The organism is Anabaena sp. EIM26, assembly GCF_057568715.1.
The window spans coordinates 3,037,712-3,062,334 of the sequence record NZ_CM172472.1 but is presented as its reverse complement, the minus strand read 5'-3'; the positions used below and the strand labels follow the sequence as shown (position 1 = coordinate 3,062,334).

Here is a 24,623-nt window from a genome sequence, read left to right as displayed (position 1 = left end):
CAGCAGGAATTGCTGGCTAAATAATATTTAGGCTTAAGGATTCGAGACAATATGGCAACTGAGTCAAAAGGCAAAATAGGTGTACTTATTGAAGAACATTTTGACGGCACAGAATTCCGTCGCTTCAATGAGTATTTCCCTGAACAAGGTTATGAAGTAGAGTACATTTCTCATCTATGGGGTAATAAAGAACTACATTTTGGTTCTAATCCCGAAAATGATCAAGTAGAATATCATGTCACTGTAAGTACAGAAGTAAAAGATATAGATCCCAGTGACTATAAAGGCATCATTTGTATCGGAGCTTATGCAATGGATAGGCTTAGATATGAAGTCAATGTGAAAAAAGGTCAAAAAAATCAAGCTCCCGCAGTTGTTTTTCTCCGAAAAGCAGCAAATACAGATAATTTAAAATTAGGTACTATTTGCCATAGTTTGTGGTTGTTTTGTGCAGATCCAGACTTAATAAAAGGCAAAAAAGTAACCTGCGCTCATAACATTATCTGTGATGTAGAAAATGCCGGAGCAGACGTTATCTATGAAGGCGATGTAACTACAGATTTAGTCATTGATGGTAATCTAATTACAGGTAAACATCCCGGTATGGTAGACCAATTCATGGAAACTTTTGTCAAAGAAATAGAAAAAAATTAGTAATTTCCATACATCTTTAACTCAGTGAATCTGAATTAATCAATTCTTAACAAAACGAGGAAATATTATGACGACAAAGGTAGATTTTACCTTTTCAGACCTAATCGCTGGCTATGTGACTGAATATGACGGTAACAGCGACACTTTTGGATTGAAAACTTCTGATGGCAGAGAGTTCCAAGTTAAGATTAGTCCGATGGCCTTTGCCAAACTAATTCAGAACTTTGATGAAGGCTATCCTGATGCTACTGGTAACATGAGATCCATGCTGTTACCTGGACGGTATTTATTTACTTATGGGGTATTTTATCCAGATAGTAATCTATTCGATGCTAAACAGATAGTTTTTGCTGGTCGGCAAAAAAATGATTACGTTTTCGAGAAACAAGATTGGTGGGTGAAGCAAATTAACGCTTTGGGGAAATTTTATCTCAAAGCCCAATTTGGAGAAGGTGAATACGACTATCGCAACTATCGCACCACCCTCAATCTGAGTGGTATACAATCAACTACCAATTTCCGTCAAGAAACCGATACTATTTCCCGTCTAGTATATGGTTTTGCCACCGCTTTTATGATGACAGGTAATGACAGTTTCCTCAAAGCCGCTGAAAGAGGTACTGAGTACCTGCGGGAACATATGAGGTTTGTAGACTTAGATGAAGGTATCGTTTATTGGTATCACGGGATTGATGTGAAGGGAGAAAAAGAAGATAAAATCTTTGCTTCCGAATTTGGGGATGATTATTACGCTATCCCAGCTTATGAACAAATTTACGCCCTAGCTGGTCCCATCCAAACCTACCGTTGTACTGGTGATCCACGGATTATGGATGACACCGAGAAAACAATTAAGCTTTTTAACGAGTTTTTGCTCGATAAAAGCGAATATGGGGGATATTTCTCGCACCTCGATCCCTTGACATTAGATCCCTTAAGCGACACCTTAGGACAAAATAAAGGGACAAAGAACTGGAATTCTGTCGGTGATCATGCTCCAGCTTACCTAATTAACCTCTGGTTGGCTACAGGTAAACAAGAATATGCGGATATGTTGGAGTATACCTTCGACACCATTGCAAAGCGTTTTCCTGACTACGAAAATAGCCCATTTGTCCAAGAACGCTTTTTCCAAGATTGGTCTAAAGATACAACTTGGGGGTGGCAACAAAACCGCGCTGTAGTTGGTCACAACCTCAAAATTGCATGGAATCTGATGCGGATGCAAAGCCTCAAAGCTAAGGATGGCTATGTCAATCTAGCCCAAAAAATTGCTGACATTATGCCAGATGTGGGTAGTGATCAGCAACGTGGCGGTTGGTACGACGTTGTAGAACGAACCCTGGCTGAAGGAGAAGAGCATTATCGCTTTGTTTGGCACGATCGCAAAGCTTGGTGGCAACAAGAACAAGCAATCCTAGCGTACCAGATTCTTGCAGGCATTCTCGACAATAAAGAATATCACCGTTTAGCTCGTGAATCCGCAGCATTTTACAATGCTTGGTTCCTAGATTTAGAAGAAGGTGGCGTTTACTTTAACGTTCTCGCTAACGGTATCCCCTATCTGGCCGGAGGTAACGAACGAGGTAAAGGTTCCCACTCTATGAGCGGTTATCACTCCTTTGAACTATGCTATTTAGCAGCAGTTTATACCAACTTGCTCATTACCAAACAGCCAATGGACTTTTACTTTAAGCCCATCCCCGGAGGATTCCCCGACAATATTCTGAGAGTATCGCCAGATATTCTGCCTCCTGGAAGTATCAAAATTGGTAAGTGTGAAATCGACGGAGAGCCTTATACTAACTTCGATGCCGAGGCTTTAACTGTCACCTTACCCAAAACTAGCGATCGCGTCAAAGTTAAGGTGCAGATTGTGCCTGTGTAACTATAGATGGAACAATACGGTGAGGGGTGTTTTCCCCTCATCTCTAATTATGAATTCAGTGAAACTTACCAATAAATATGGAAATTAGCATCACGACAATTGAAGACGTAAAGGTAGCAGTACTTGTGGGCGATATAGATGCCAACACAGCATCATCTGTCACCAAAGAAGTTTTGCCTTTAGCAGAACCAGGCAGTAAAATTATCCTCGATATGACTGGTGTACCTTATATGTCCAGTGCTGGCTTGCGAATGCTGCTGTCTCTGTATCGGCAAACAACCGCCAAAGAAGGGAAGTTATTATTGGTCGGTTTAACTGAAGAAATTATAGACACCATGACCGTAACTGGATTCCTAGACTTTTTTGCAACTAGTGAAACTCTCGAAAAAGGCATAGAAGCACTGAGCTTCTAAGTAACGAGTACTGAGTGCTGAGTGAGGAGTGCTGCTGTTACAGCTATAACTGGGAAATAAGGACAAGTCTCATGGAAAGAATTGATATTCATCCAACGCATACTTACGAAGGTTTTAAATTACGCAACGGAAAACCATTTCCCTTCGGTGCAACTCTAGTACCAGGAGGGGTTAACTTTTCTATTTTTTCGAGTCAAGCCATATCCTGTACTTTAGTCCTGTTTAAGAAGCACGCCAAGGAACCTTTAGTAGAAATTCCTTTTCCTGAAGAGTTTAGGATTGGTAATGTTTATTGCATGACCGTCTTTGACCTTGATTATGAAAATCTAGAATATGGCTATCGCATGGATGGGCCAAATAATTTCCAGGCAGGTCATTGGTTTGATACAAGTAAAGTATTGATGGACCCTTACGCCAAAATTATTGGTGGTCGGGATGTTTGGGGTGTCACCCCAGACTGGAATGATATCTATCACCATCGAGCCAGAATAGGTTTTGATGATTTTGACTGGGAAAATGACCGTCCTTTGGAAATTCCTCCAGAGGATCAAATCATCTATGAAATGCACGTCCGCAGTTTTACCCGTCATCCCTCCTCTGGTGTTAAAGAAAAGCATCAGGGGACATTTGCAGGTATCAGGGACAAAATTTCTTACCTGAAAGAGTTGGGTATCAATGCTGTAGAGTTGATGCCCATTTATGAATTTGATGAATTTGAAAACAGTCGCCCTAACCCACAAACCGGGGAAACCCTTTATAATTACTGGGGTTACAGTACCGTTGGTTTCTTCGCTCCCAAAGCTGGTTATGCAGCTACAGGCAAATTTGGGATGCAGGTTGATGAATTGAAGACACTGGTGAAAGAATTACATAAAAACGGGATTGAGGTAATTCTAGATGTAGTTTTCAATCACACAGCGGAAGGTAATGAGCATGGCCCAACAATTTCCTTCCGAGGCATTGACAATAAGACATATTATATGCTAACCCCGGAAGGGTATTATTACAACTTTAGTGGTACTGGTAATACTCTCAATTGCAATAACCCAGTCGTCAGGGGGATAGTGCTAGATTGTCTGCGTTACTGGGCATCAGAATATCATATTGATGGGTTCCGGTTTGACTTGGCAGCGATTTTAGGACGAGATCCTTGGGGCGCACCTTTAGCAAATCCACCGTTGCTAGAATCTTTGGCCTTTGACCCAATTCTGGCTAAATGTAAACTGATTGCGGAAGCTTGGGATGCGGGTGGTTTATACCAAGTGGGTTCTTTCCCTGCTTATGGACGTTGGGCAGAATGGAATGGTAAGTACCGTGATGGTATTCGTAAGTTTTTGAAAGGAGATGGTACTGTTGGGGATGCTGCCCAACGTTTGCAAGGTTCTCCTGATCTCTATGCTTGGTCTGGTCGTGCGCCGGCAACATCAATTAATTTCATTACTGCCCACGATGGTTTCACTATGATGGATTTGGTTTCCTATGATGGGAAACATAATGAAGCCAATGGCGAAAATAATAATGATGGCACTAATGATAATGATAGCTGGAACTGTGGCTGGGAAGGGCCAACAGATGATCCAGGGATTAATGCTTTGCGCCGTCGTCAGATTAAAAATGCTTTGGCAATGCTGATGGTGAGTCAGGGTGTGCCAATGATTCTCATGGGTGATGAATTGGGACGGACTCAATATGGGAATAATAATACTTATTGCCACGATAATGATTTGAACTGGTTAGACTGGAATTTGCTAAAAACTAATGCAGATTTGTTTAAGTTTGTGAGACATTGCATTGTTTTCCGCAACGTTCATCCAGTTTTGAGAAATCAATGGCACTTCCAAAATCGTGATTATGTCGGCAGTGGCTATGCAGATATTACATGGCATGGCACACAAGCATGGAACGCTGATTGGTCTGATTCTAGCCGGACTCTGGCTTTTATGCTCTGCGGTAAACACGCAAAACAAGGAACTGTGGAAGATAATTATATCTACGTAGCCATGAATATGCACTGGCAAGCTCAGTGGTTTGAGATTCCCAGTTTGCCAGTAGGAATGAATTGGCATATCTTTGCTAATACTGGTGCTATGTCACCGCATGATAGTTGGGAACCTGGTACAGAACCTAGACTAGAAGATCAATCAGGATTACTCATGGGCGATCGCTCTGTGGCAATCTTAGTAGGTAAATAAATTCCCATTTGCTCCCTAGCAATTATCAACTTTTACATCGTTGTTCACAATTCAACTACTAACAGGAAATCATGGCTTTCAAGGCAACTTTAGAAACAAGTGATGACATCGCTAAAATTACCTTATCTGGAGAACTGGATGCGAGTACAGCATCAGAGTTAAAGGCAAAGGTGGAAGAGGCTGCTGCCCAAAATCCCAAAAGTTTGGTTTTTATGATGGCTGACCTAGAATATATGGCCAGTGCCGGACTACGGGTACTGATCTTCGCTAAACAACAAAAGATGCCTGGTGTAGATATTTACGTAGTCGGCGCTCAAAAAGATACAGTTTTGGAGACGATTATCAAAACTGGCTTCCACCACAGTGTCATTTTGCTAGATGAGTATGACGAGAAAAAAATAGGAAAGGCGTAGAAATTTAAATAGACATCAGGTGAAAAAGTAGAGACGTTCCATGCAACGTCTCTACAAAGGTTATGGAAAACGCATATTTAACTTCGGTCGATGTCTATATAGATACCAATCCAATACTGTTCGGTTAGGCAAATTCGTAAACCGAAAACCCTTGTAGAGACGTTCCATGGAACGTCTCTACACTCCTTAAGCGAAAAGTATTGGATACCAATCTGCGTTTCTGAGCCGAGCGCAGAGATTCAACTTGATTATCCCAGGATACCAACACCACCTTATGTTATGGAAACTTTAACCGTATCGGGAACACTAGACTCTTTAGGAGCGATCGCTAAATATGTGATGACAGCAGCCGAGTCAGCTGGCTTGGATAAAAAATCCACCTATAAACTGCGTCTGGCAGTAGATGAAATTGCCACCAACATCATTATGCATGGCTATGAAGAAGCAGGATTGACTGGTAAATTAGATATATCTAGCGATCGCCAAGAATCAACCTTAACTATCTGCATAGAAGATACTGGCGCTAGATACGATCCTTACGAAATGGTGACTGTCGAATCTGAAGAATTAAATAAGCCTTTGGAAGAACGCCGCATAGGCGGACTAGGAGTATATTTGGCAATTCAGGGTGTGGATCAATATTTTTATGAACGAGTCGGAGAAAAGAATCGTAATATCTTTGTAGTCAATTGCTAATAGTCAAGTTATGGATGTTTCTTTAGGCTATGATATTGAGGTAATTCAGCCCCCATTAATCTAAGTTAACGTCGGTTAAGCAATTGAAAAATATCTACACATACAGGTTTTCAGCATCTATCTTTTCAAAAAAGTCACTTTACATTGACAGCTTAAATCATTTGCTTAGGGGAATATGAATTCTAACCATCAATCTCAACAACAAGTAGATTACCAAGAACTAGAAGCACTACGTCGAGAAGTAGCAGAACTCAGAAATGAAGAAGCTGCTTTTAATGCCCAAAGTAAGTTGCTAGAAAAATTAGTATCAATGGCACGCTCCTCCACAGAAGGAGAGGTATTAAAAGCAGCATTACAGACCACATTAGATGTCGCTACCGATCAAACCAAATCTGAAAAAGGCAGTCTATTTTTACTTGAACCTTCTGGGAAGGTAGCTGATGCAATTCTCTCACGCACAGAAGTAACAGCAGAAAAGCGAAAAAACCTCATTGGTAGTGTCTTAGATCAGGGACTTGCTGGTTGGGTGATCCGTAACCGTCAAATCGGATTAATTGCAGATACTGAGCATGATGACCGCTGGTTCACCTTTTCCGATCAGCCCTACATTGTCCGTTCTGCCTTAGCTGTTCCCATTATCAGAGGTGAAGAGTTACTAGGAATTATTACCCTATTGCACTCTCAACCAGGACATTTTAGCCAAGAAACAGCCAATCTCATGCTACTCACAGCGGACCAAATGGCTTTAGTCTTGGAAAATGCTCGTCTCTATTCAAAACTTGATAAATATTCCAAAGCTCTTGATGCTGAATTAGAAAAGGGAAGGCAAATTCAAATTGATTTTCTCCCCTATGAACTGGTTAAACTTCCCAATTGGGAAATTGCATCCTGTTTTCACCCAGCCCGTCAGGTAGCTGGAGACTTCTACGACACTTTTGAACTTCCTAATAACCAGGTAGGATTGGTAATTGCGGATGTATGTGATAAAGGGGTGGGAGCCGCATTATTTATGGCTCTAATGCGAAGCTTAATCCGGGTTTTTTCTTCAGAAACTCAATTGCGTGGTATTGCTAATCAAGTTCTGCAAGAAAATCAGCCCAGTGGTGGTTGGATTGGGAAGTCTATTGCTACAAACTTAGCTCATGTCAAGGCGCTGCAAGCAGTTTCTAGAACTAATGAATATGTTGCTAAAAATCATTGGCAAATGAGTATGTTTGCCACTATGTTTTTTGGTATTCTCGAAGCAGAAACAGGTATACTGACTTATATTAATGGTGGACATGAATCGCTGTTTGTTATTGATAAATCTGGCATTAAAAAAACTCTTAAATCTACTGGACCGGCAGTGGGAATGATGCCGGGAATGAAATTTAAAATCGAGCAAATTCAGCTTGAACCTAGTGATATATTGATTGGCTATACTGATGGAGTCACTGAAGGTAAAAACCCTGAAGGTAAGTTATTTACAGACAAGCGACTAAGAGATATTCTAGAGCAACCATCCACTTCTGCTATTGATTTGCTGAATGCGATTAAAACTAATTTATTTGATTTTATTGCTGATGCACCACAGTTTGATGATATTACAATGCTCTGTGTCCGAAGGAAATGATTAAGAAGGTTGTGGAGTATGGAGTTTAGGGTATACCCTATAAGGGTATCATCCAGAATATAGCCTGAAATTTTAGATGAAAGTAGCAGTTTTCAGTACAAAAACTTACGATAGGCAGTTTTTAGAAGCTGCAAATTCTCCGATTCTACATGAGTTGGTATTTTTTGAACCACTTCTGAATCGAGATACAGCCATTTTAGCGGCAGGATTTCCCTGTGTTTGTGTATTTGTTCATGATCAAGTTGATGCTGCCACTTTAGAAATTCTCGCTGCTGGGGGAACTCATTTAATTGCTCTACGTTGTGCAGGTTTCAATAATGTAGATTTAGCAACCGCAGCCAAGTTAGGAATTACTGTTGTCCGTGTACCAGCTTATTCACCCTATGGGGTAGCTGAACACGCGGTAGGCTTAATTTTAAGCTTAAATCGCAAAATTCACCGTGCTTATAACCGTGTGCGGGAAGGTAATTTTTCACTGCATGGGTTGTTAGGATTTAATTTGAATGAGCGCACAGTGGGAATTATTGGGACAGGTAAAATCGGTCTGATTTTGGGACAGATTATGAAAGGGTTTGGTTGTCATCTACTAGCTTATGATGTTTATCGCAACCCAGAATTAGAGGAATTAGGTGGGAAGTATGTAGAGTTGCCAGAAATCTTCGCCAATTCTGATATTATCTCTTTGCATTGTCCTCTGATGCCGGAAACTCACCACTTGATTAATAGTGAAGCGATCGCTCAAATGAAACCGGGTATGATGATTATTAACACTAGTCGCGGTGCTTTGATTGATACCCAAGCAGTGATTGAGGGGTTGAAATCAGGTCAAATTGGTTATCTCGGTGTAGATGTTTACGAACAAGAATCAGAATTATTTTTTGAAGATTTATCTGGAGAAATCATTCAAGATGATGTTTTCCAACATTTGACGACATTTCCCAATGTCTTGATTACAGGACATCAAGCTTTCTTCACAGCAGAGGCTTTACGGAATATTGCTGATACCACTTTTGCTAATATAGCTGACGTTGAACAAGGGCGTTCTTGTGCTAATGAAATCCGTCATCAACAGTAAAAAGCTTTCATTGGTTGATATGGGTTGTTAGGATTTAAGGTTCAAAAAATCTTTAATTATTTTAGATCTTTGATACTTACTTGCAGATCCAGAACTATAAACATGAGTTAAAGGTAAAATTTTACCTGAATTAAATGCAAAAACAACTCGATAAATAAAGCCTTCTTCGCCATCAGTACGTTCCACTGTCACATCAACAAGTTCATCTAGTTTATGCTGAGTAACTTCTTTCCCAAAAATTCCTAGCCATCTACTACGAGTTAAAGTCATGAGATTGGCTTCTTTATCGAAAAAGCAGATTATAGACGAACCACTAGTTATAATTAATAGAGATAGCATCCCTAAGAAAAGACTTATTTTCATACCAGCGTAGCCAACATTTCTATTATCCTCTTGAAATACTAAGGATGTCTGTAACGAGTTAGATAAAAAGCTTTCTATTGTAGAGATGACAAATTGATATTTTTTAGATTCATATTTACTGTAGTTATGAGTTCTAAAAGGGATATTATCTGTATTAGTTAAAAGCATAACTTGATATTTATAAGATACTTTACCATCTTTATCAGTCTCGATTTTACTTTCTAACTCAACTCCGTGTAGATTAGTAACTAACTTTTTAAAATTTTCATGACCAAACCAGTTCAATTCGACTAATTCACAAACAGGTTGTGGAATGTTATCCTCCATGTTTATAAAATACTTATCTGGTATTGAACGATTACAATTTAGTTGAATAATAGGTGGATACAAGCAGATAACAATAAAAAATATAGTTGCAATTCCTATAAAAATTAGCCCAATAACTTGAGATATTTTAGGCGTAACTGTGAATATGAGTTTAGTAGAAGATTGCTCAGAACAGGTTGAATTTTGACGCTTGATCGAATAAGCTCCCATTCCGCAAATTATTAAGAATAAAAATGTTTCTAACGAAAGGTTTAAATCAATTTGCATAGATATAAGAATTCGGTTTGATTATTGAAATTACCCGTAGAGGCAGGGAACTCTTAACAGGGTAAAGAGGGAACATTTTGTAATAATGTTAAAAACTATCCCTAATTTCTCATACATAGTCGGCTCTCTGAGATTTTTTAGCCTCATATTCGCATATTAGGTACTCAAGAACCGATTTTTATTACCCATCATTTTGAACGATAGGCAACCTGTAAACTGCGGACTAAAATTACCAAAGAAGCCACAGCCATTAACCCACCCCAAAACCAATACGGTAACAACAAATACCTCTGCATTTGTGCTGTATCGGAAAGACCCAAAGGGCCAGCAGTATAACTAAATAGATAATCTAATTGATGGTATGTACTTACACAAGCTTGCACACCCAAAAACTGAATTGTAAAACCTTGTACCCAAGGAGGAGTTTTTAAACCTACTCCCAAAATAATTAAACCTAATACAGGAATTGCTATTAAACCAAACCAAGAACGTACCCAAACTAATGTAGAAAATAATAAGAATCCCCCTAAAATTTTTAAACTCAGGGAAGCTGTTTTAAAATGGCGGGAAGCGAGAATTAACGCTGCACCGGCAATAGGTGGCCCCATTGGCCCTGCGGCTGCAACCAAACCAGGGCCAATTGGCCCCAATGCAGAACTGATAGAGTAACTTGCGACACCAGAACCATTGCTGAAAATTTGTAATTTATGAAAATTACCCCCCAACATTAGAGCCATTAAGCCGTGACCCATTTCGTGAAACCATGTTGCGAGGATGGTAAAAGGGTATAAAATATAATCCCCCCCAGGAAATTGCCATAAAATAGCGGTAGCGATCGCAGCCCCCACCAGCCAGGTTAACCCCATCCGTTCTACTTCTGAAGGAGCTTCTTGACTCAGGAAAGGTGGAAAATCTTTTGGTTGTGGCATAAATTCTCAATTTATATTCGTAATTCGTAATTTGTAACTACATATTATTCATTACGAATTACGAATTATCAATTACCCATTATGCTGCTAAGAGTTCTCCAATTAAAAAATATCCCAAAATTTCTTGTGGTGCGGGCATCTTGCCCGCTAATAATACAAGGACGGGCAAGATGCCCATCCCACAAGATTGGATCATCTTTTTTGTGGAGTTCTCTAAGAGAGTTGAAATAAGAAAGTCACCAAATCTCCTTTACCCAAGCTGATGCGATCGCCTGGACGTAAACGATGTCTGTTCCCTGGTAACAGCGGCAAATTGTTAATATAAGTGCCGTTGGAACTACCCACATCTTCTATATAATGAGCATCTCCCTCAACACGGATATCTGCATGAATCCGGGAGACAATTTCTGAATTAGAAAATCCAGCAACATCAATATCTGGAGGAATCCGGTCATTAGGCTTACCGATATGAACCACAGATAGATTTTGTGGTAATTCAATTTCTTGATTACTTTGAACGTGGAATAGCCGGGCGATTACCTGCTGTAATTGAGTTCTAGAGGCATTTACAGCGATCGCTTCTGGTGGTGGAACTGCTGCGGGTGCTGGTGCAGGTTCTGGCTCAGGTGGTGGAACTGGGGCAGGTTCTGGTGCAGGTGGAGCGATTGCTTCCGGTGGTGGAACTGGTGCAGGTGCTTGTACGGGTTCTGGCTCAGGTGGTGCAATTGCTTCTGGTGGTGGAACTGGTGCAGGTACTTGTACGGGTTCTGGTGCAGGTGCTTGTACGGGTTCTGGTGCTACTGCGACTACCGTTGGTGGTAGGTTAGAAAGGGCAGGAGGTTGAGCAGGAACATTAAGTCCTAGAGCGTCTGGTTGTAAAAGTTCTAACATTGGGTCAGGAGACACCAATGGTGGTAATTCCACAGGCATATCAGGGGCTATAGTTGATCCTACTATTGTTGGCTCCGGTACAGCAGCATTAGAGTGCAGGTTATAGCCACACTGACCACAAAAAGCAGCATCTGCCTGTACAGTTGCCCCACAACTGGGACAGTTAGTAGTTGCTGGTAAAGGCGTGTAGCAAGCTTCACACTGAACAGCGCCGTCTGGGTTGGGATGATTGCAATTCGGGCAGACGATCATGAATTTAAGCCTTTGTCAAGGTCATAGTAAAATATAGTACTGGCAAGCAGTTATCAGTTGTCAGTGGAAAAAGGCAATAGGTAATAAGGTTATCGAACAGAATTCAGGAGTCAGGAGTCAGGAGTCAGGAGTCAGAATTCAGAATGAATTGTGTCTGACTGGCGGATGAATAATCCCCGCCACTGATTGCATTCTGACGGATGTATTCTTCTTCAATTTTCCTCGTTTCCCTGTTCCCTGTCATCTACTGAATTTAAGGCTTGATTTCCAAACCTGCTGCTGCATCTAGCAGCCATAATAATTCCCCTTGGGGTTTAATTAAGCGAGATGGATAGGCAAAATCATCGGCTACAGGGGCAAAAATTTGGGCTAAAGCTGGACGTTTATTAGCACCAGCAACCGCGAAAATCACGCTCCGCGCCGCGTTGATGAATGGGTATGTAAAGGTGATCCGGGGATTACCATCTTTGTTACCTACAGTAATCAAGCGATCGCTCACCTTCAAAGCTTCTGTATGTGGAAACAAAGATGCAGTGTGAGCATCATCACCCATTCCCAATAAAACTACATCCAATGCGGGAAAATTTCCTGGCGCAGAATTAAAAAATTCTTGCAGGTGCTTTTCATACTTAGCCGCATCCACCGCTGGATTAGCCGATAAAGTGGGCATAGCATGAATATTAGCTGCCGGCATAGGAACCCGATCTAACCAGGCTTGACGCGCCATCAATTCATTGCTATCAGGGTGATCTGATGGGACATAACGCTCATCTCCCCAAAAAACATGAATTTTATCCCAAGGTAGATTTTGATTGCCTATTGCTTCATACAAAGGCTTAGGTGTACTACCACCAGATAAAGCAATAGTAAATTGCCCCCGTTCCTTGATGGCAGTTGCCAATTTAGACAAAATTAAATCTAGCGCCCGTGCTACCAGCGCTGGCAGATCCGGTAAAACTTCAACCGTTTTGTTCATGGCTTTATCATTACATAGCCGGCTTCCAGCAATACAATACCTAACTTATGACAGTTTCCCATTTTAACTTTTGAAACTTTTAACATCATCAAGTCAGGTCAGAAATAATCAACCTAAAATTTCTTTATCACTATTTATGGTAATTTATCAGTAGTCAGTGGTACTAACCATCAATTAGCTTCCGCTCTGAAAAATCTGGAAGGTCTGACTTACACAGTACCGAGAACTTTTTAAAGTGTTGGCTTCTCAAACAGTAGCAATGCCAAAACAAAATCCATAATAAAAATTGCTACCCAAGTAGTCACAACTGCCGTTGTCGCCGATTCTCCTACTTCCTTAGCTCCTCCTTTAGTAGTTAGTCCCCAGCTACACCCATTAACTGCAACTATAAGCCCAAAAATCAACCCCTTCAGCAAAACAATCAACATATCTGAAGGTTCTAAAAAATCTCGCACTGATTCTAAAAATGTCTCTGGCTCAACGTGATAAAACTGGAATGCAGCAAAAGCACCTCCACTGATGCCCATTACTAAAGCAAAAATCATCATTAAAGGCATCATCAAACAGCAAGCAATCACTCTCGGTAGTACGAGATAATCAATAGGGTCAGTTTTGAGCATATAAAGGGCATCAATCTGTTCTGTGACTCGCATTGCCCCTATTTCTGCTGCAAATGCTGAACCTACTTGTCCGGCAATAATACTAGCAGTTAAAATTGGTGCTAATTCTCTGCAAAAGGCTAAAGCAAAAGCACCTCCCACAGACTCAACAGCACCAAATCTAACTAATTCTCTCGCTGTTTGAATGGTGAAAATCATGCCAGCAAATCCACTGACTAGGAGAACTGGTGCGAGGGCAGCAGGCCCAGCAGTCACCATATGCTCCAAAATTTTTCGGCAGTATGTTTTTCCTTGAATTATGTGTAACGAAATTTGACCAAAGAGCAGCACTGTAGCAAAACAGCGGATAACCCACCATTGCTTTTGATTTCTTGTTGGTTGCAAATTTACCGCCATAAGTATTAACTTTTTATTTAGTCAGTATTCACCAAAACTGACCATTGACGGGAAATATTGCATCTCAATTTCCTCGAAACAGAGTTTTCCAGTCAGGTATTGCATTCCGTTGGGCAATTAATAATTCCTGAATCCCTTTTTCTGCAACATCTAGCAACTGGTTTAACTGCTGACGGTTAAAGCTGCCTTCTTCTGCTGTTCCCTGGATTTCGATAATTTCCAGGTTTTGATTCATGACTACATTAAAGTCTACAGATGCGGCGACATCTTCAATATAATTAAGATCCAAAAACGCTTCTTTCTCCAATAAGCCGACAGAAACAGCCGCTATTTGTCCGCAAAAAGGCGATCGCTCTAACACCCCCTGCTGCAACAATTGAGAAATGGCATGAGCTAAAGCTATAAAACCCCCTGTAATCGCCGTTGTCCTTGTCCCCGCATCTGCTTGTAACACATCAGCATCTACAGTCAGCGTCCGTTCTCCCAACACCTCAAAATCCAAAGCAGCCCTTAAACTCCTGCCAATTAAACGTTGAATTTCTTGTGTCCGTCCTGATAATTTCAACAATTCCCTATCATTTCGCTGTTGTGTAGCAGATGGCAACATCCGATACTCAGCCGTTAACCACCCTTTACCAGTCCCATTTAAAAATCTAGGCACGCCCTCAGCAATGCTAACAGTACAAAGTACCTGCGTATCACCACATTTTGCCAGAACCGAACCAGGTGCAAAGCGGGTAAAATTGGGAGAAAAACTCAGTGGACGGAGTTCGTAGGGGTTTCGACCATCTGGACGCTGCCAAGTCATTGAAGTTGCCTCAAAATTTTTCTATTCTGCCTTTTACATTACCGCAGGATCACGGAAGATTGGTGATTTTCTTCCCTGCCCCCTGCCTCACAGGACTAGGAAGACAAGGAGGTATTGTAGACAAGGAAGATTTTCTACAAAAAATGGTCTGTTGAGCCTCAGTTCTTGTTACTAATCGTACATCGTTTGTACCGTTTTCCTACCTTGTCACCTTGTCTGCCTTGTCCTCCAAGTCTTGCCTTCACGACAATGTAAAATACATACCCTTGTGATCTGCCCCCTGCCTCCTCCTGTCATCCAAGTAAAGTTAGAATATTTTGCTGTACCTGTTCTGGGGAATCATCACCATTGATAGTTAATAGGCGACGACGACGGTCATAATATTCTAAGATAGGGATAGTGCGATCGTAGAATAGCTCTACACGCCGCTGTACAATCTCTGGTTGATCATCTGGGAGCGATCGCCCTAAGGAACGGCTAACCATTACTGCCTGTGGTACTTGCAGATATATTGCCCAATCTAACTTTTCTCCCAAATTGTCCAATAAAAAATCTAATTCTTCCGCTTGAAAAGCCGTTCGAGGATAGCCCTCTAATACCCAACCACAATTAGCATCCTGTTGACTCAGACGCACCTTGATAAATTCAATCATCATTTCATCTGGGACTAATTCCCCTCTGATCACATAAGCACGGGCATTACGTCCTAAATCATTCAGTTCACCATAGCCATTGCCTGTTTTGTCACCAGAGATAGCGTCTCGTAAAATCTCACCTGTGGAAATCAGCGGAATATCAAAGTATTTGCACAGCCTTTGTGCTTGAGTACTTTTTCCAGATCCTGAACCTCCTAGAATCACCAATCTCACAATCATTCACTCCTCATCATCTTAAATTCACTACCACCTAACTCTGTTTTGCCCAAATAAAATGATCAATCTACTTTTTTAATGATTTTCAGCCCCTAGCCCAGAGTTTTAATTGATAAATACTGCCAATTATTTGTTTCTATTTTTACAACTACCTTCAGGTAAGAAAAACAAAAATGTAAATCAAAATAGCTCTTGACTTCAGAATAAATCTAGTGTTTGACTAAATAATGGCAATCATGAAATACACTAGACCTGTACAAAACAGACTGATTATACAGCTTAGATTTACGATTACTACTCTCAACGAAAACTATTTAATTTATTGTGACTTTTTAAACTTAACCCTATGGTTGCACAACTAGAAACCCCAAGTATCAATTCGACTCTCAGCTTACCATATTCAGTTGAGGGACTATTACAAGTTTTCACTAGTCCCCATCGTAACTTTTTCACAAGCGTTATGGCACAAGCGCTGAGAATAGCAGGTCAAGGTACACCAGTATTGATAGTGCAGTTTCTCAAAGGTGGTATTCGTCAAGGAAATGACAAGCCTATTCAAATGGTTCAAAATTTAGATTGGATTCGCTGTGACTTACCCCGTTGTATTGACACCCCACATTTAGACGAAACCGAAAACCAAGCTTTACAAATATTGTGGCAGTACACACAAAAAGTAGTATCTGAAGGGAAATACTCTCTCTTTGTTTTAGATGAGTTAAGTTTAGCTATCAACTTCGGCTTAATTCCAGAAGCAGAGGTTTTAGAGTTTCTGGCAAAACGCCCTCCTCATGTTGATATCATTCTCACCGGCACAGAAATATCGAAATCTCTACTAGATGTAGCAGATCAAATTACAGAAATTCGTCGTAGTCATCAGCCTTAAAAAAGGTATGACTTAGAGTTCTCCAATTAAAAAAATATCCCAAAATTTCTTGTGGTGCGGGCATCTTGCCCGCTAATAATACAAGGACGGGCAAGATGCCCATCCCACAAGATTGGATCATCTTTTTTGTGGAGTTCTCTTAGAGAACTCCATAGAATAGACATCTCTGGAAAAGAATTGTAGAGACGAGAATCCCTACCCATTAAACGTCTCTACAAGGTTTCTAGGAAACGCAAATTTAATTTTCAAAGATGTCTAATGATTGATCCTGTTTTAATATCATTCCCCTAAAGCTTGTCCCCGTGAAAGGGACTTCCAGAAAATAAATGGTCTTATCTTGTGGGGTAGGCTAGTTCTACCCGTAATTGATTGACAACCCGATCTAATCCAACGGAATGGGCTGCTTTAAATAATAAGCGATCGCCCTCCTGCATATAATTCTTCAATCTCGCTACCAAATCGGTATGGGTGACAAAACACTCAGAAGGTATGCCAACAGCACTTTTGGCGATAGTTTCTGCATCTTGTCCATCAACTAAAACCAGCAAACCATCTAACTGCAAATTCTGCACCATTTCCCCAACTTGTTGATGCAATTGAGGGGATCTTGCCCCTAATTCCTTCATTGCCCCCAAAACAGCTATTTTTCGCTTTCCGGGGGTATCTGCCAATAACTGCAACGCCGCTAACATCGCCTCTGGGGCAGCATTGTAGGTTTCATCTAAGATTAAAATATCATTAGCTAAGGTAAACCGTTGCGATCGCCCATTAGGCATATTCACAACTACCCCAGCTTGTAGAGATTTCCAATCAATTTCTAATACCTTAGCTACTGCTAAAGCTGCTAAAAAATTAGTAGCATTATGACGACCTGGTAACGGTAAAGGTAAACGCATTCCTGCTACTTCTACAACTTCGTTATCAATTAACTTCCCTTGAATATCTCCACCAGAAAAGCCATAACTAATCACTTTCCCTTGCCAAAATCTCGCTGCTGTCTCCATTAATAAGGAATTATCATGATTCAGAATCGCCACACTATCACTAGGCATTTCTGCTAATAATTCACATTTCGCCTCAGCTATGGCTAATTCTGAACCGAGTAACTCAATATGTGCCGTTCCCACATTAGTAATTAATCCAATTGTTGGTTTAGCGATTTGCGTTAGTTCGGCAATTTGTCCCCTTCCTCGCATTGCCATTTCTATCACAGCAAAATCATCTTCTGCACCGAGTTCTAACAAGGTTTTGGGGACACCAATTTCGTTATTGAAATTCCCATAGGTTTTGTGAACTCGTCCCTGAGTGGCTAAAACTGCGGCGATTATTTCCTTGGTTGTGGTTTTACCCACCGAACCTGTTACCCCAATCACCGGCATAGCAAAGGAATCACGCCACCATCTAGCAATTTGCTGATATGCCTTGAGGGTGTCTTTCACCTGCAAAACTGGGAATCCAGGGTTTTCATAGTCGTAATCTACAATAGCTGCGATCGCACCTTTAGCGATCGCTATCTCCACAAAATCATGTCCATCAAATTTTTCCCCTCGTAAAGCCATAAACACTTCACCAGGTTGCAAAACTCTGGTATCTGTTTGCATACCAATGCCCAATTGAGCTAAAGCAGATACAGATACATTAACAGGATTCGCTAAAAGAACTTCAACTAGTTGGGATAGAGTAGCAGAGACAGGCATACTGATAAACGATAGGGTCTTGAAATCAGATAACCAAATCCTACAATCCTTAGGGTCAGAAATAATGCATCAATTTCAATACTTTTAAACTTCACAAAACTATTTATTTACAAAACTTCATTAAGGAATATTTATCCGAGAAAATACAGAAAAGATACAGCGGTCTTCTTTATTAAAAAAATATATTTCTGAATAATAGTAATTATGTACTGTAAAAAATATTTTTCCTACTCTCCATCAATGGTATTTAGTTAGCCAATTTCCTGTGTAGAGTCATACTCCTGATTCGTCATCAATAAAGAAAAAGTCAAGCTTGTTTTTTCCTTCCCCTACTGTCAATAACCGTCCCGATAGCGGTACAGTTACCTGCGCGGTTGATCACTTCCAGGTAAACCTGCAACGCTGTGAGACTTGTAGGGCTTACTGTTCCCATGATTAACACAAAGGGAACACGGACAGAGAATTTTTTGGTCGCTGAAGCACACCTAGAAAGTGAACTTAGTGATCTCCTGTTTTTTCAATCGTCTCAATCACTGCCAAACCTATACTCGAAGCTGCAATTAAAAGAATTGCTGAGATCAAATAGGCATTGGTCAACATTCGGAGGGCATCGTCAAAAAACATATAGGTGGTCATTTGTTCACCTTCAGAACTTTAAGCAGTTGCTAGTACTATTAATGTCTCAGCATCCAGATGGATTGATCTTGCTGATTAATCCCTAGCAATAGCATCTTAACAAAACTTTAGCTCTTTCAGGAGATCATGACAAATTTTTATCGCTAAAGATTTGATGAATTTAGCCCTGATTTGGTGAAAGACAATACAGAAAAATACTATAAGTAAAAATAACGCCACTTCTAAGTACCGTAAGCAACTTTATAATTCCGTGTCATTGATTACATCTACTGTGAGGAAGATTATGGAATATTTACATTTGGCAATATCCACCAATCGCCTATTATTACAGCCGATATCACTTAAATATAAAGAAGATATTTTTCGAGAATTCACTCCTGAAATCACAACTTATTTATATGCTGCCCCACCTAGAGAAATTGAAGATACTGAATTTTTTATTAATGAATCTTTACTAGAAATGAAAAAAGGAGAGAACTTAATAGTTGTGATATTAAAGAAAGATTCTCAAGAATTTTTAGGTTGTAGTGGCATATATAAAATTAATAGTAAATCGCCCCAAACAGGAATTTGGTTGAAAAAATCAGCACATAATCAAGGCTATGCTACAGAAGCAATTAGATCATTGAAACAATGGGCTGACGATAACTTAGATTACAAGTATTTGAGATATCCTGTAGATCGTGAAAATGCCGCCAGCCGCAGGATTGTAGAAAAACTAGGAGGGCAAATTTATCTAAAATATCAGCATATTAATTTGAGTGGCAAAGTCTTAAATATAGTTGAGTATAGAATCCACAAATTAGCAGATATCTATACTAAAAATACAGCATTAGGCTAAACAGCGTTCAATAGTGGCAACTACTGATTGTGATAATGATGATAAATCATAGCCACCTTCCAAGCCAAATAAAATTTTGCGAGTTATACCTAAACAATATTCTGTAAATAAACCAAAATCTTCAGGTTGCAAATTGACACTTGCTAAAGGATCATCTTTTAATGCATCATAACCAGCACTAATGATCAGTAAATCTGGCTGAAACTTATTTAAAAAAGGTAAAATCAAACTTTTCCATAGAGGTTGATAGACAGTAATATCACTACCAGGGGGTAAAGGTAAATTGAGAACATTCTGATGTAAACCTTTTTCGGAAGCTTTCCCACTACCGGGATAAGCTGGGTATTGATGTAGAGAACAATATGCAATTTGTGAGTGAGTCTCCACTATCGCTTGAGTACCATTCCCATGATGTACGTCCCAATCTAAAATAGCGACGCGGTTAACTCCTGGTTGTTGTAAGGCGTATAAAGCCGCAATAGCCGCATTAGAAAATAAGCAAAAACCCATTCCTGCATCACTTTCGGCATGATGTCCCGGTGGACGCGCTAATACAAAGGCGGGATTTTCTCTGGCTAAAACTACATCTACCCCTTCTAACCAAGCGCTAACCGCTAATAAAGCTACGTCATAGCTACGGGGAGAAACTGGGGTGTCTCCATCTAAATAACCACCACCACTGGAAGCGATTCCTGCGGAGCGCTTCGCTATCGCTTGTAGTTTGCTAATGTATGTTGCAGTATGGGCAGTTTCTATCCAAGACATCAACCCTAATTTGAGGGTAGGAGATAGCCATTCTAGCTTCTCAGCAAAGCTGGCACTTTTCAAAGCATTAACAATAGCTATTAAACGTTCCGGTTTTTCGGGATGATAGCGTCCGGTTTGGTGTTCTAGAAATTCATCAGAATATATAACTGGTAGCATGAATTAGAAGAGTCAAAACACTGAATGTAATTCTAACCTGACTCCTCTTTAAATCAACCCAGTCATTTCATTAGCGGGTTCATCCATCATTTCGGGAACTAAAGCTGGATTTCCGCGTTTTTCAGTTGGTGATTGTTCTCGAATGACATCATCCATTTTTGGTGGATGTTTAATTTTGTCTAGTAACTCTAGACTTAATTGTGATGCTTCTTCTTCAGGGTTCAGCTTTTCGGCTTGATTGGGAACTGTTTCTTGATTCATGAATTTTTTCATAGCTTTACCAACCTAGCCTAAACAATCTGATTGTTAAATTTACCTATCTATAGGCTTAATTGTGATCTAAAAATTCCTCATCCAAAAGACTTAGAGAACTCCATAGAATGATTGATTCTGTTTTAACCCACATTTCCCTAAAGCTTGTCCCCGCGAAAGTAGGGGTAATTCATGAATTACCCCTACTCCATTGGATCATGTTTTTTATGGAATTATCTTAATAACATAAAATAATTTTGAGCTTGGTTGAATATTTATGATTAAAATACATCAAATTAAAGGAAATAAACCACTTCTCCTAGATACCATTGAAAAAGTATGGTTAGTAAAATCAGGTTCTTTGGCACTTTTTAGTACTAAAGTTGAGGCAGAAAAACCAATAGGAAATCGCCGTTATCTTTTCTGTGTTAGCCAGGGAGAAGCTGTATTTGGATCTAGATTATGGCATGAACCAGAAACTAATACTCAACGCGGTATTGTAGCCATAGCTTTGGAAGATACAGAACTTCAGTTATTAGAATTTAGCGATATGATTGCAGGGATAGAGGAGAATACAGCAGAAACTCCGCTATTTACAAACTTAATAGAAACCTGGCTCATTAGTTTAAATCAACTAGTGATAGGAGAATCAAAACCGAATGTAAAAGTTGTTGTCAAAAAAGATTTAGAACAACTTTCTTTATCACCTGGGGAATTTTTACAAGCTAGACATCAATCAGTTATTTGGGTGCAGGTGTGTGAAGGTGATGCTTTATGGATGGGTAGAAAAGATTTTTCTTTAGATGAGAAAAAATGGTTTCCAATTACTTCTGGGACTTGGTTGCAACCGATTACACAAACTGAACTTAAAATTAGGATGACTGCGGATTTAAATTATGAACAATTACTGATTGGGTTAACTTATTTTTATAAATATTTTCATAACTATTTTTATCAATTCTCGTTAAAAGAAATAGAATTGAAAGTGCAGAAATTACAAAAACAGCAACGACTTAACCATGAAAATATTCAGACAGCAATTTCAAATTTAGCCTCTAATTTAACACAGCCACAACAGAGATTTGAGAAAAAAGAAACACCATTATTAGTTGCGGCTGGGGCTGTTGGTAAAGTTATGGGAATTAGGATTGTTTCCCCCAAATTATCAGAGAAAAGTCAGCGTCAAAACAAAGATATAGTAGAAGCGATCGCTCAAGCTACCCAAATTCGCACCCGCAAAGTCATATTAGCAGGAGACTGGTGGCGAAAAGATAATGGGCCGTTATTGGCGTTTACTCAAGCCGAAAATCGTCCAGTAGCACTGTTAATTGACAAAAGTCAAGGCGATCGCTACTTCTTATTTGATCCAGAACTACAGACTCACACCTTGGTTTCTGAACATATAGCCACAACTTTAGCACCAGAGGCTTATATGTTTTACCGACCTTTCCCATCGGTAGTCAAGAAAATAACAGATGTGCTGAAATTTGGCATTAAAGGATTTGAGAGAGACGTTTTTGTACTTATAGCCGTGGGGATAGTGGGGACATTATTGAGCATGATTACGCCCCAGGCTACAGCCATTCTCATTGATACAGCCATTCCCAACAGCGATCGCTTCCTCCTCATTCAACTAACTGTAGGTTTATTAGCTGTCAGCTTTGGCAGGACTATTTTGAACCTATCCCAAGGTTTAATCTCCCAAAGAATAGCCGAAGGAACTAGTAGTCAAATACAAACAGCAGTTTGGGATAGATTATTGAGATTGAAACCCTCATTTATTCGTCAGTTTAATAGTGGCGATATGCTACTGCGAATCATGTCCGTCAGCCAAATATATAGCATGATTAGCGGTGCAATTCAACGCACTCTTTTAAGTGGAGTATTTGCCTTATTAAACCTGGGGCTAATGTTTATTTACAGCCCCCAACTAGCTTTAGTAGGAGTTATAGTTGCCCTAGTAGGGATCAGTTTTACAATCTTCTCTAGCTTGATATTATTAGCCCAAGAACGCCAACAGGAAGTATTGATTGGTCGCATTCAGGGTCTAGTGGTGCAAATGCTGAACGGAGTTGCTAAAATACGAGTTGCAGCCGCAGAAACAAGAGCATTTACTATTTGGGCAAAAAGTTACAATCAGCAGATCCAGTTTACCAATGAAATTATCCGCCTCAATCACATAGTTTCCATATTTAATGACCTACTTTTACCAGTTAGTTACCTGCTACTTTATTGGTTTGGGTTTACAGCCATGCAAAACAATTTAATAGGTCAAGGGGATTTGACACTAGGAACATTTTTAGCTTTTAACGCTGCATTTGGAACATTTTTCGTCGGGGTAACTTCCCTCAGTAATACTTTAGTGGGTATAGTCCACATTATACCTTTGTGGCAACGGTCAGCATCAATTTTACAAGGGGAATTAGAATCTGCATCGAATCAAGCCGAACCAGAACCTTTACAGGGGCGTGTAACATTAAAAAATGTGAGTTTCCGCTACCGTCAGGATGGACAATTGATATTGAATGATGTCACTATTAATGCTGAACCAGGAGAATTTATAGCCATTGTTGGCCCTTCAGGAAGTGGTAAATCAACACTATTGCGCTTACTCTTAGGATTTGAAACGCCCTTAAAGGGAACAATATCCTATGATGATCAAGATTTAGCCCAGTTAAACCTCTCCGCAGTCCGGCGACAATTGGGAGTAGTGCTGCAAAATAGCAAAGTCATGCAAGGGTCGATATTTGACAATATCACCACCGGGTCATTTGTGACTATGGAACAAGCTTGGACAGCAGTGAGAATGGCAGGTTTAACCGCAGATATCGAAGCCATGCCGATGGGAATACATACTTTAGTGAGTGAAGGTGGTAGTAATATTTCCGGTGGGCAATTGCAGAGGTTAATGATTGCGCGATCGCTCGTCTTTCAACCTAAAATCATCTTCATGGACGAAGCTACCAGTTTCTTAGATAATCATACCCAAGCGATCGTCACCGAAAATTTAAATCAATTGAATGTCACCAGAATCGTCATTGCCCATCGTCTTAGCACCATTCGTCATGCAGACCGCATCTACGTCATAGAAGCCGGTCAAATTGTCCAGGTTGGTTCATTTACAGAACTGATGCAACAACCAGGAATATTCACCAAACTCATTGCCCGACAACTAGACTAAACCGGAACAATTAATTAAATATACAGCCAATAGCAGGTTGGAAGAAATTCAAAAAATCATTATCACCTGAGTTCGGTGTGAGGAGTTTCTCCTATGCCTACGGCACGGCTTCGCCGAACGGAGACGCTACGCGAACGAAGTTATCATTTTTAAGAGCGAGAGAATAAGGGTTTGAAACTCCTACTGGGGGAGAGTTTTCCACAAATGATCTGATGTCGAACTCAGGTATTATCAAGACTTACGCAAAACAGAATGAAAGTAGCAGTAATCTGTTACGCACCTAGATTGGATAATCCTCAAATGGTTAAATCCTGTGGGTGGGCATCTTGCCCGCCATACTTATACAAATTAAATGCACAACAGCTTAATTCATGAATTAACGCTACATAATCATCAGGTTTTCAGACACATCTTGCCTAAGTCCTAATTATTTAAGATGGATGGTTTTAATGCTGCGTAACTAGTCTACTAATAGGCGTATGCTGCAAAGCTCTGGTATTTAAAGATATGATGAAAATTTATGTTTATGGGTAAGAATTACGATTCCCTCATAGTATGCTATCTA

23 protein-coding genes are annotated in these 24,623 nt (G+C 40.1%); 11 read left to right on the top strand and 12 right to left on the bottom strand.

Annotated elements, in window-relative coordinates; all coding sequences use genetic code 11:
- Positions 1 to 51: 51 nt before the first annotated feature.
- The 8 genes from AC012T_RS13455 to AC012T_RS13420 all read left to right on the top strand — a co-directional run bounded on the left by AC012T_RS13455 (position 52) and on the right by AC012T_RS13420 (position 8,943).
- Positions 52 to 654 (top strand): DJ-1/PfpI family protein, encoded by a 603-nt coding sequence (locus AC012T_RS13455; RefSeq protein WP_487059030.1) that lies wholly within the window; start codon positions 52 to 54, stop codon positions 652 to 654.
- Between the two features lie 67 nt (positions 655 to 721).
- The gene (locus tag AC012T_RS13450) at positions 722 to 2,542 is read left to right on the top strand and encodes an AGE family epimerase/isomerase (RefSeq protein WP_487059028.1); all 1,821 of its coding nucleotides are present in this window, start codon (positions 722 to 724) and stop codon (positions 2,540 to 2,542) included.
- A gap of 77 nt (positions 2,543 to 2,619) precedes the next feature.
- Positions 2,620 to 2,955 (top strand): anti-sigma factor antagonist, encoded by a 336-nt coding sequence (locus AC012T_RS13445; RefSeq protein WP_487059026.1) that lies wholly within the window; start codon positions 2,620 to 2,622, stop codon positions 2,953 to 2,955.
- A 71-nt stretch (positions 2,956 to 3,026) separates the two neighbouring features.
- Positions 3,027 to 5,147 (top strand): glycogen debranching protein GlgX, encoded by a 2,121-nt coding sequence (gene glgX, locus AC012T_RS13440; protein ID WP_487059024.1) that lies wholly within the window; start codon positions 3,027 to 3,029, stop codon positions 5,145 to 5,147.
- A 71-nt stretch (positions 5,148 to 5,218) separates the two neighbouring features.
- Positions 5,219 to 5,560 (top strand): anti-sigma factor antagonist, encoded by a 342-nt coding sequence (locus AC012T_RS13435; protein WP_487059023.1) that lies wholly within the window; start codon positions 5,219 to 5,221, stop codon positions 5,558 to 5,560.
- 279 nt (positions 5,561 to 5,839) lie between these two features.
- On the top strand, positions 5,840 to 6,256 hold the full coding sequence (locus AC012T_RS13430) for an ATP-binding protein (protein ID WP_487059021.1): 417 nt from the start codon (positions 5,840 to 5,842) through the stop codon (positions 6,254 to 6,256).
- A gap of 175 nt (positions 6,257 to 6,431) precedes the next feature.
- Entirely contained in the window at positions 6,432 to 7,868 is a 1,437-nt protein-coding gene (locus AC012T_RS13425) for a PP2C family protein-serine/threonine phosphatase (RefSeq protein WP_487059019.1), read from the top strand.
- A 76-nt stretch (positions 7,869 to 7,944) separates the two neighbouring features.
- Entirely contained in the window at positions 7,945 to 8,943 is a 999-nt protein-coding gene (locus AC012T_RS13420; protein ID WP_487059017.1) for a 2-hydroxyacid dehydrogenase, read from the top strand.
- A gap of 27 nt (positions 8,944 to 8,970) precedes the next feature.
- Here the strand turns inward: AC012T_RS13420 and AC012T_RS13415 are convergent, their stop codons facing one another.
- The 7 genes from AC012T_RS13415 to AC012T_RS13385 all read right to left on the bottom strand — a co-directional run bounded on the left by AC012T_RS13415 (position 8,971) and on the right by AC012T_RS13385 (position 15,641).
- Complete coding sequence (locus AC012T_RS13415; RefSeq protein WP_487059015.1) at positions 8,971 to 9,900, bottom strand: hypothetical protein; 930 nt, start codon at positions 9,898 to 9,900, stop codon at positions 8,971 to 8,973.
- A 188-nt stretch (positions 9,901 to 10,088) separates the two neighbouring features.
- On the bottom strand, positions 10,089 to 10,829 hold the full coding sequence (locus tag AC012T_RS13410) for a M50 family metallopeptidase (RefSeq protein WP_487059013.1): 741 nt from the start codon (positions 10,827 to 10,829) through the stop codon (positions 10,089 to 10,091).
- A gap of 213 nt (positions 10,830 to 11,042) precedes the next feature.
- Positions 11,043 to 11,972 carry a double zinc ribbon and FHA domain-containing protein gene (locus AC012T_RS13405; protein ID WP_487059011.1) on the bottom strand — a complete coding sequence of 310 codons (930 nt, stop codon included), beginning with the start codon at positions 11,970 to 11,972 and terminating at the stop codon, positions 11,043 to 11,045.
- Positions 11,973 to 12,225: 253 nt separating this feature from the next.
- The gene (gene pgl / locus AC012T_RS13400; protein WP_487059009.1) at positions 12,226 to 12,948 is read right to left on the bottom strand and encodes a 6-phosphogluconolactonase; all 723 of its coding nucleotides are present in this window, start codon (positions 12,946 to 12,948) and stop codon (positions 12,226 to 12,228) included.
- Positions 12,949 to 13,178: 230 nt separating this feature from the next.
- Positions 13,179 to 13,964 (bottom strand): MlaE family ABC transporter permease, encoded by a 786-nt coding sequence (locus AC012T_RS13395; RefSeq protein WP_487059007.1) that lies wholly within the window; start codon positions 13,962 to 13,964, stop codon positions 13,179 to 13,181.
- Positions 13,965 to 14,028: 64 nt separating this feature from the next.
- Complete coding sequence (gene rph, locus AC012T_RS13390; RefSeq protein ID WP_487059005.1) at positions 14,029 to 14,772, bottom strand: ribonuclease PH; 744 nt, start codon at positions 14,770 to 14,772, stop codon at positions 14,029 to 14,031.
- Between the two features lie 293 nt (positions 14,773 to 15,065).
- A complete protein-coding gene (locus AC012T_RS13385; RefSeq protein WP_487066579.1) occupies positions 15,066 to 15,641 on the bottom strand; it encodes an adenylate kinase family protein in 576 nt (191 codons plus the stop codon).
- Between the two features lie 349 nt (positions 15,642 to 15,990).
- Between AC012T_RS13385 and AC012T_RS13380 the strand changes: the two genes are divergently transcribed.
- The gene (locus AC012T_RS13380; RefSeq protein WP_487059003.1) at positions 15,991 to 16,527 is read left to right on the top strand and encodes a P-loop NTPase family protein; all 537 of its coding nucleotides are present in this window, start codon (positions 15,991 to 15,993) and stop codon (positions 16,525 to 16,527) included.
- Between the two features lie 26 nt (positions 16,528 to 16,553).
- On the opposite strand, the gene AC012T_RS13375 is transcribed toward AC012T_RS13380, so the two are convergent.
- From AC012T_RS13375 to AC012T_RS13365, 3 genes are all read right to left on the bottom strand, one after another.
- Positions 16,554 to 16,730, bottom strand: coding sequence for a hypothetical protein (locus AC012T_RS13375; RefSeq protein ID WP_487059001.1), 177 nt, complete (start codon positions 16,728 to 16,730; stop codon positions 16,554 to 16,556).
- Positions 16,731 to 16,859: 129 nt separating this feature from the next.
- Positions 16,860 to 18,224, bottom strand: a complete 1,365-nt coding sequence (locus AC012T_RS13370; protein WP_487059000.1) for a UDP-N-acetylmuramoyl-tripeptide--D-alanyl-D-alanine ligase — start codon at positions 18,222 to 18,224, stop codon at positions 16,860 to 16,862.
- Between the two features lie 498 nt (positions 18,225 to 18,722).
- On the bottom strand, positions 18,723 to 18,860 hold the full coding sequence (locus AC012T_RS13365) for a hypothetical protein (protein WP_487058999.1): 138 nt from the start codon (positions 18,858 to 18,860) through the stop codon (positions 18,723 to 18,725).
- A gap of 283 nt (positions 18,861 to 19,143) precedes the next feature.
- Between AC012T_RS13365 and AC012T_RS13360 the strand changes: the two genes are divergently transcribed.
- Entirely contained in the window at positions 19,144 to 19,701 is a 558-nt protein-coding gene (locus AC012T_RS13360) for a GNAT family N-acetyltransferase (RefSeq protein ID WP_487058997.1), read from the top strand.
- On the opposite strand, the gene AC012T_RS13355 is transcribed toward AC012T_RS13360, so the two are convergent.
- Positions 19,693 to 20,625, bottom strand: coding sequence for a histone deacetylase family protein (locus AC012T_RS13355; protein WP_487058995.1), 933 nt, complete (start codon positions 20,623 to 20,625; stop codon positions 19,693 to 19,695). The two genes, AC012T_RS13360 and AC012T_RS13355, sit on opposite strands and share 9 nt — an antisense overlap.
- A gap of 48 nt (positions 20,626 to 20,673) precedes the next feature.
- The gene (locus AC012T_RS13350) at positions 20,674 to 20,886 is read right to left on the bottom strand and encodes a hypothetical protein (protein WP_487066577.1); all 213 of its coding nucleotides are present in this window, start codon (positions 20,884 to 20,886) and stop codon (positions 20,674 to 20,676) included.
- A 268-nt stretch (positions 20,887 to 21,154) separates the two neighbouring features.
- Between AC012T_RS13350 and AC012T_RS13345 the strand changes: the two genes are divergently transcribed.
- Entirely contained in the window at positions 21,155 to 24,058 is a 2,904-nt protein-coding gene (locus AC012T_RS13345) for an NHLP bacteriocin export ABC transporter permease/ATPase subunit (RefSeq protein ID WP_487058993.1), read from the top strand.
- Positions 24,059 to 24,623: the final 565 nt, after the last annotated feature.

Bases quoted from the DNA above. Each gene is read 5' to 3' on its own strand.
- AC012T_RS13445 (WP_487059026.1), top strand. From the start codon at position 2,620: ATGGAAATTAGCATCACGACAATTGAAGACGTAAAGGTAGCAGTACTT.
- AC012T_RS13425 (WP_487059019.1), top strand. From the start codon at position 6,432: ATGAATTCTAACCATCAATCTCAACAACAAGTAGATTACCAAGAACTA.
- AC012T_RS13350 (WP_487066577.1), bottom strand. From the start codon at position 20,886: ATGAATCAAGAAACAGTTCCCAATCAAGCCGAAAAGCTGAACCCTGAA.
- AC012T_RS13420 (WP_487059017.1), top strand. From the start codon at position 7,945: ATGAAAGTAGCAGTTTTCAGTACAAAAACTTACGATAGGCAGTTTTTA.
- glgX (WP_487059024.1), top strand. From the start codon at position 3,027: ATGGAAAGAATTGATATTCATCCAACGCATACTTACGAAGGTTTTAAA.
- AC012T_RS13375 (WP_487059001.1), bottom strand. From the start codon at position 16,730: ATGGGTAGGGATTCTCGTCTCTACAATTCTTTTCCAGAGATGTCTATT.
- AC012T_RS13410 (WP_487059013.1), bottom strand. From the start codon at position 10,829: ATGCCACAACCAAAAGATTTTCCACCTTTCCTGAGTCAAGAAGCTCCT.
- rph (WP_487059005.1), bottom strand. From the start codon at position 14,772: ATGACTTGGCAGCGTCCAGATGGTCGAAACCCCTACGAACTCCGTCCA.
- AC012T_RS13405 (WP_487059011.1), bottom strand. From the start codon at position 11,972: ATGATCGTCTGCCCGAATTGCAATCATCCCAACCCAGACGGCGCTGTT.
- pgl (WP_487059009.1), bottom strand. From the start codon at position 12,948: ATGAACAAAACGGTTGAAGTTTTACCGGATCTGCCAGCGCTGGTAGCA.
- AC012T_RS13395 (WP_487059007.1), bottom strand. From the start codon at position 13,964: ATGGCGGTAAATTTGCAACCAACAAGAAATCAAAAGCAATGGTGGGTT.
- AC012T_RS13455 (WP_487059030.1), top strand. From the start codon at position 52: ATGGCAACTGAGTCAAAAGGCAAAATAGGTGTACTTATTGAAGAACAT.
- AC012T_RS13435 (WP_487059023.1), top strand. From the start codon at position 5,219: ATGGCTTTCAAGGCAACTTTAGAAACAAGTGATGACATCGCTAAAATT.
- AC012T_RS13345 (WP_487058993.1), top strand. From the start codon at position 21,155: ATGATTAAAATACATCAAATTAAAGGAAATAAACCACTTCTCCTAGAT.
- AC012T_RS13380 (WP_487059003.1), top strand. From the start codon at position 15,991: ATGGTTGCACAACTAGAAACCCCAAGTATCAATTCGACTCTCAGCTTA.
- AC012T_RS13370 (WP_487059000.1), bottom strand. From the start codon at position 18,224: ATGCCTGTCTCTGCTACTCTATCCCAACTAGTTGAAGTTCTTTTAGCG.
- AC012T_RS13450 (WP_487059028.1), top strand. From the start codon at position 722: ATGACGACAAAGGTAGATTTTACCTTTTCAGACCTAATCGCTGGCTAT.
- AC012T_RS13365 (WP_487058999.1), bottom strand. From the start codon at position 18,860: ATGACCACCTATATGTTTTTTGACGATGCCCTCCGAATGTTGACCAAT.
- AC012T_RS13430 (WP_487059021.1), top strand. From the start codon at position 5,840: ATGGAAACTTTAACCGTATCGGGAACACTAGACTCTTTAGGAGCGATC.
- AC012T_RS13360 (WP_487058997.1), top strand. From the start codon at position 19,144: ATGGAATATTTACATTTGGCAATATCCACCAATCGCCTATTATTACAG.
- AC012T_RS13415 (WP_487059015.1), bottom strand. From the start codon at position 9,900: ATGCAAATTGATTTAAACCTTTCGTTAGAAACATTTTTATTCTTAATA.
- AC012T_RS13355 (WP_487058995.1), bottom strand. From the start codon at position 20,625: ATGCTACCAGTTATATATTCTGATGAATTTCTAGAACACCAAACCGGA.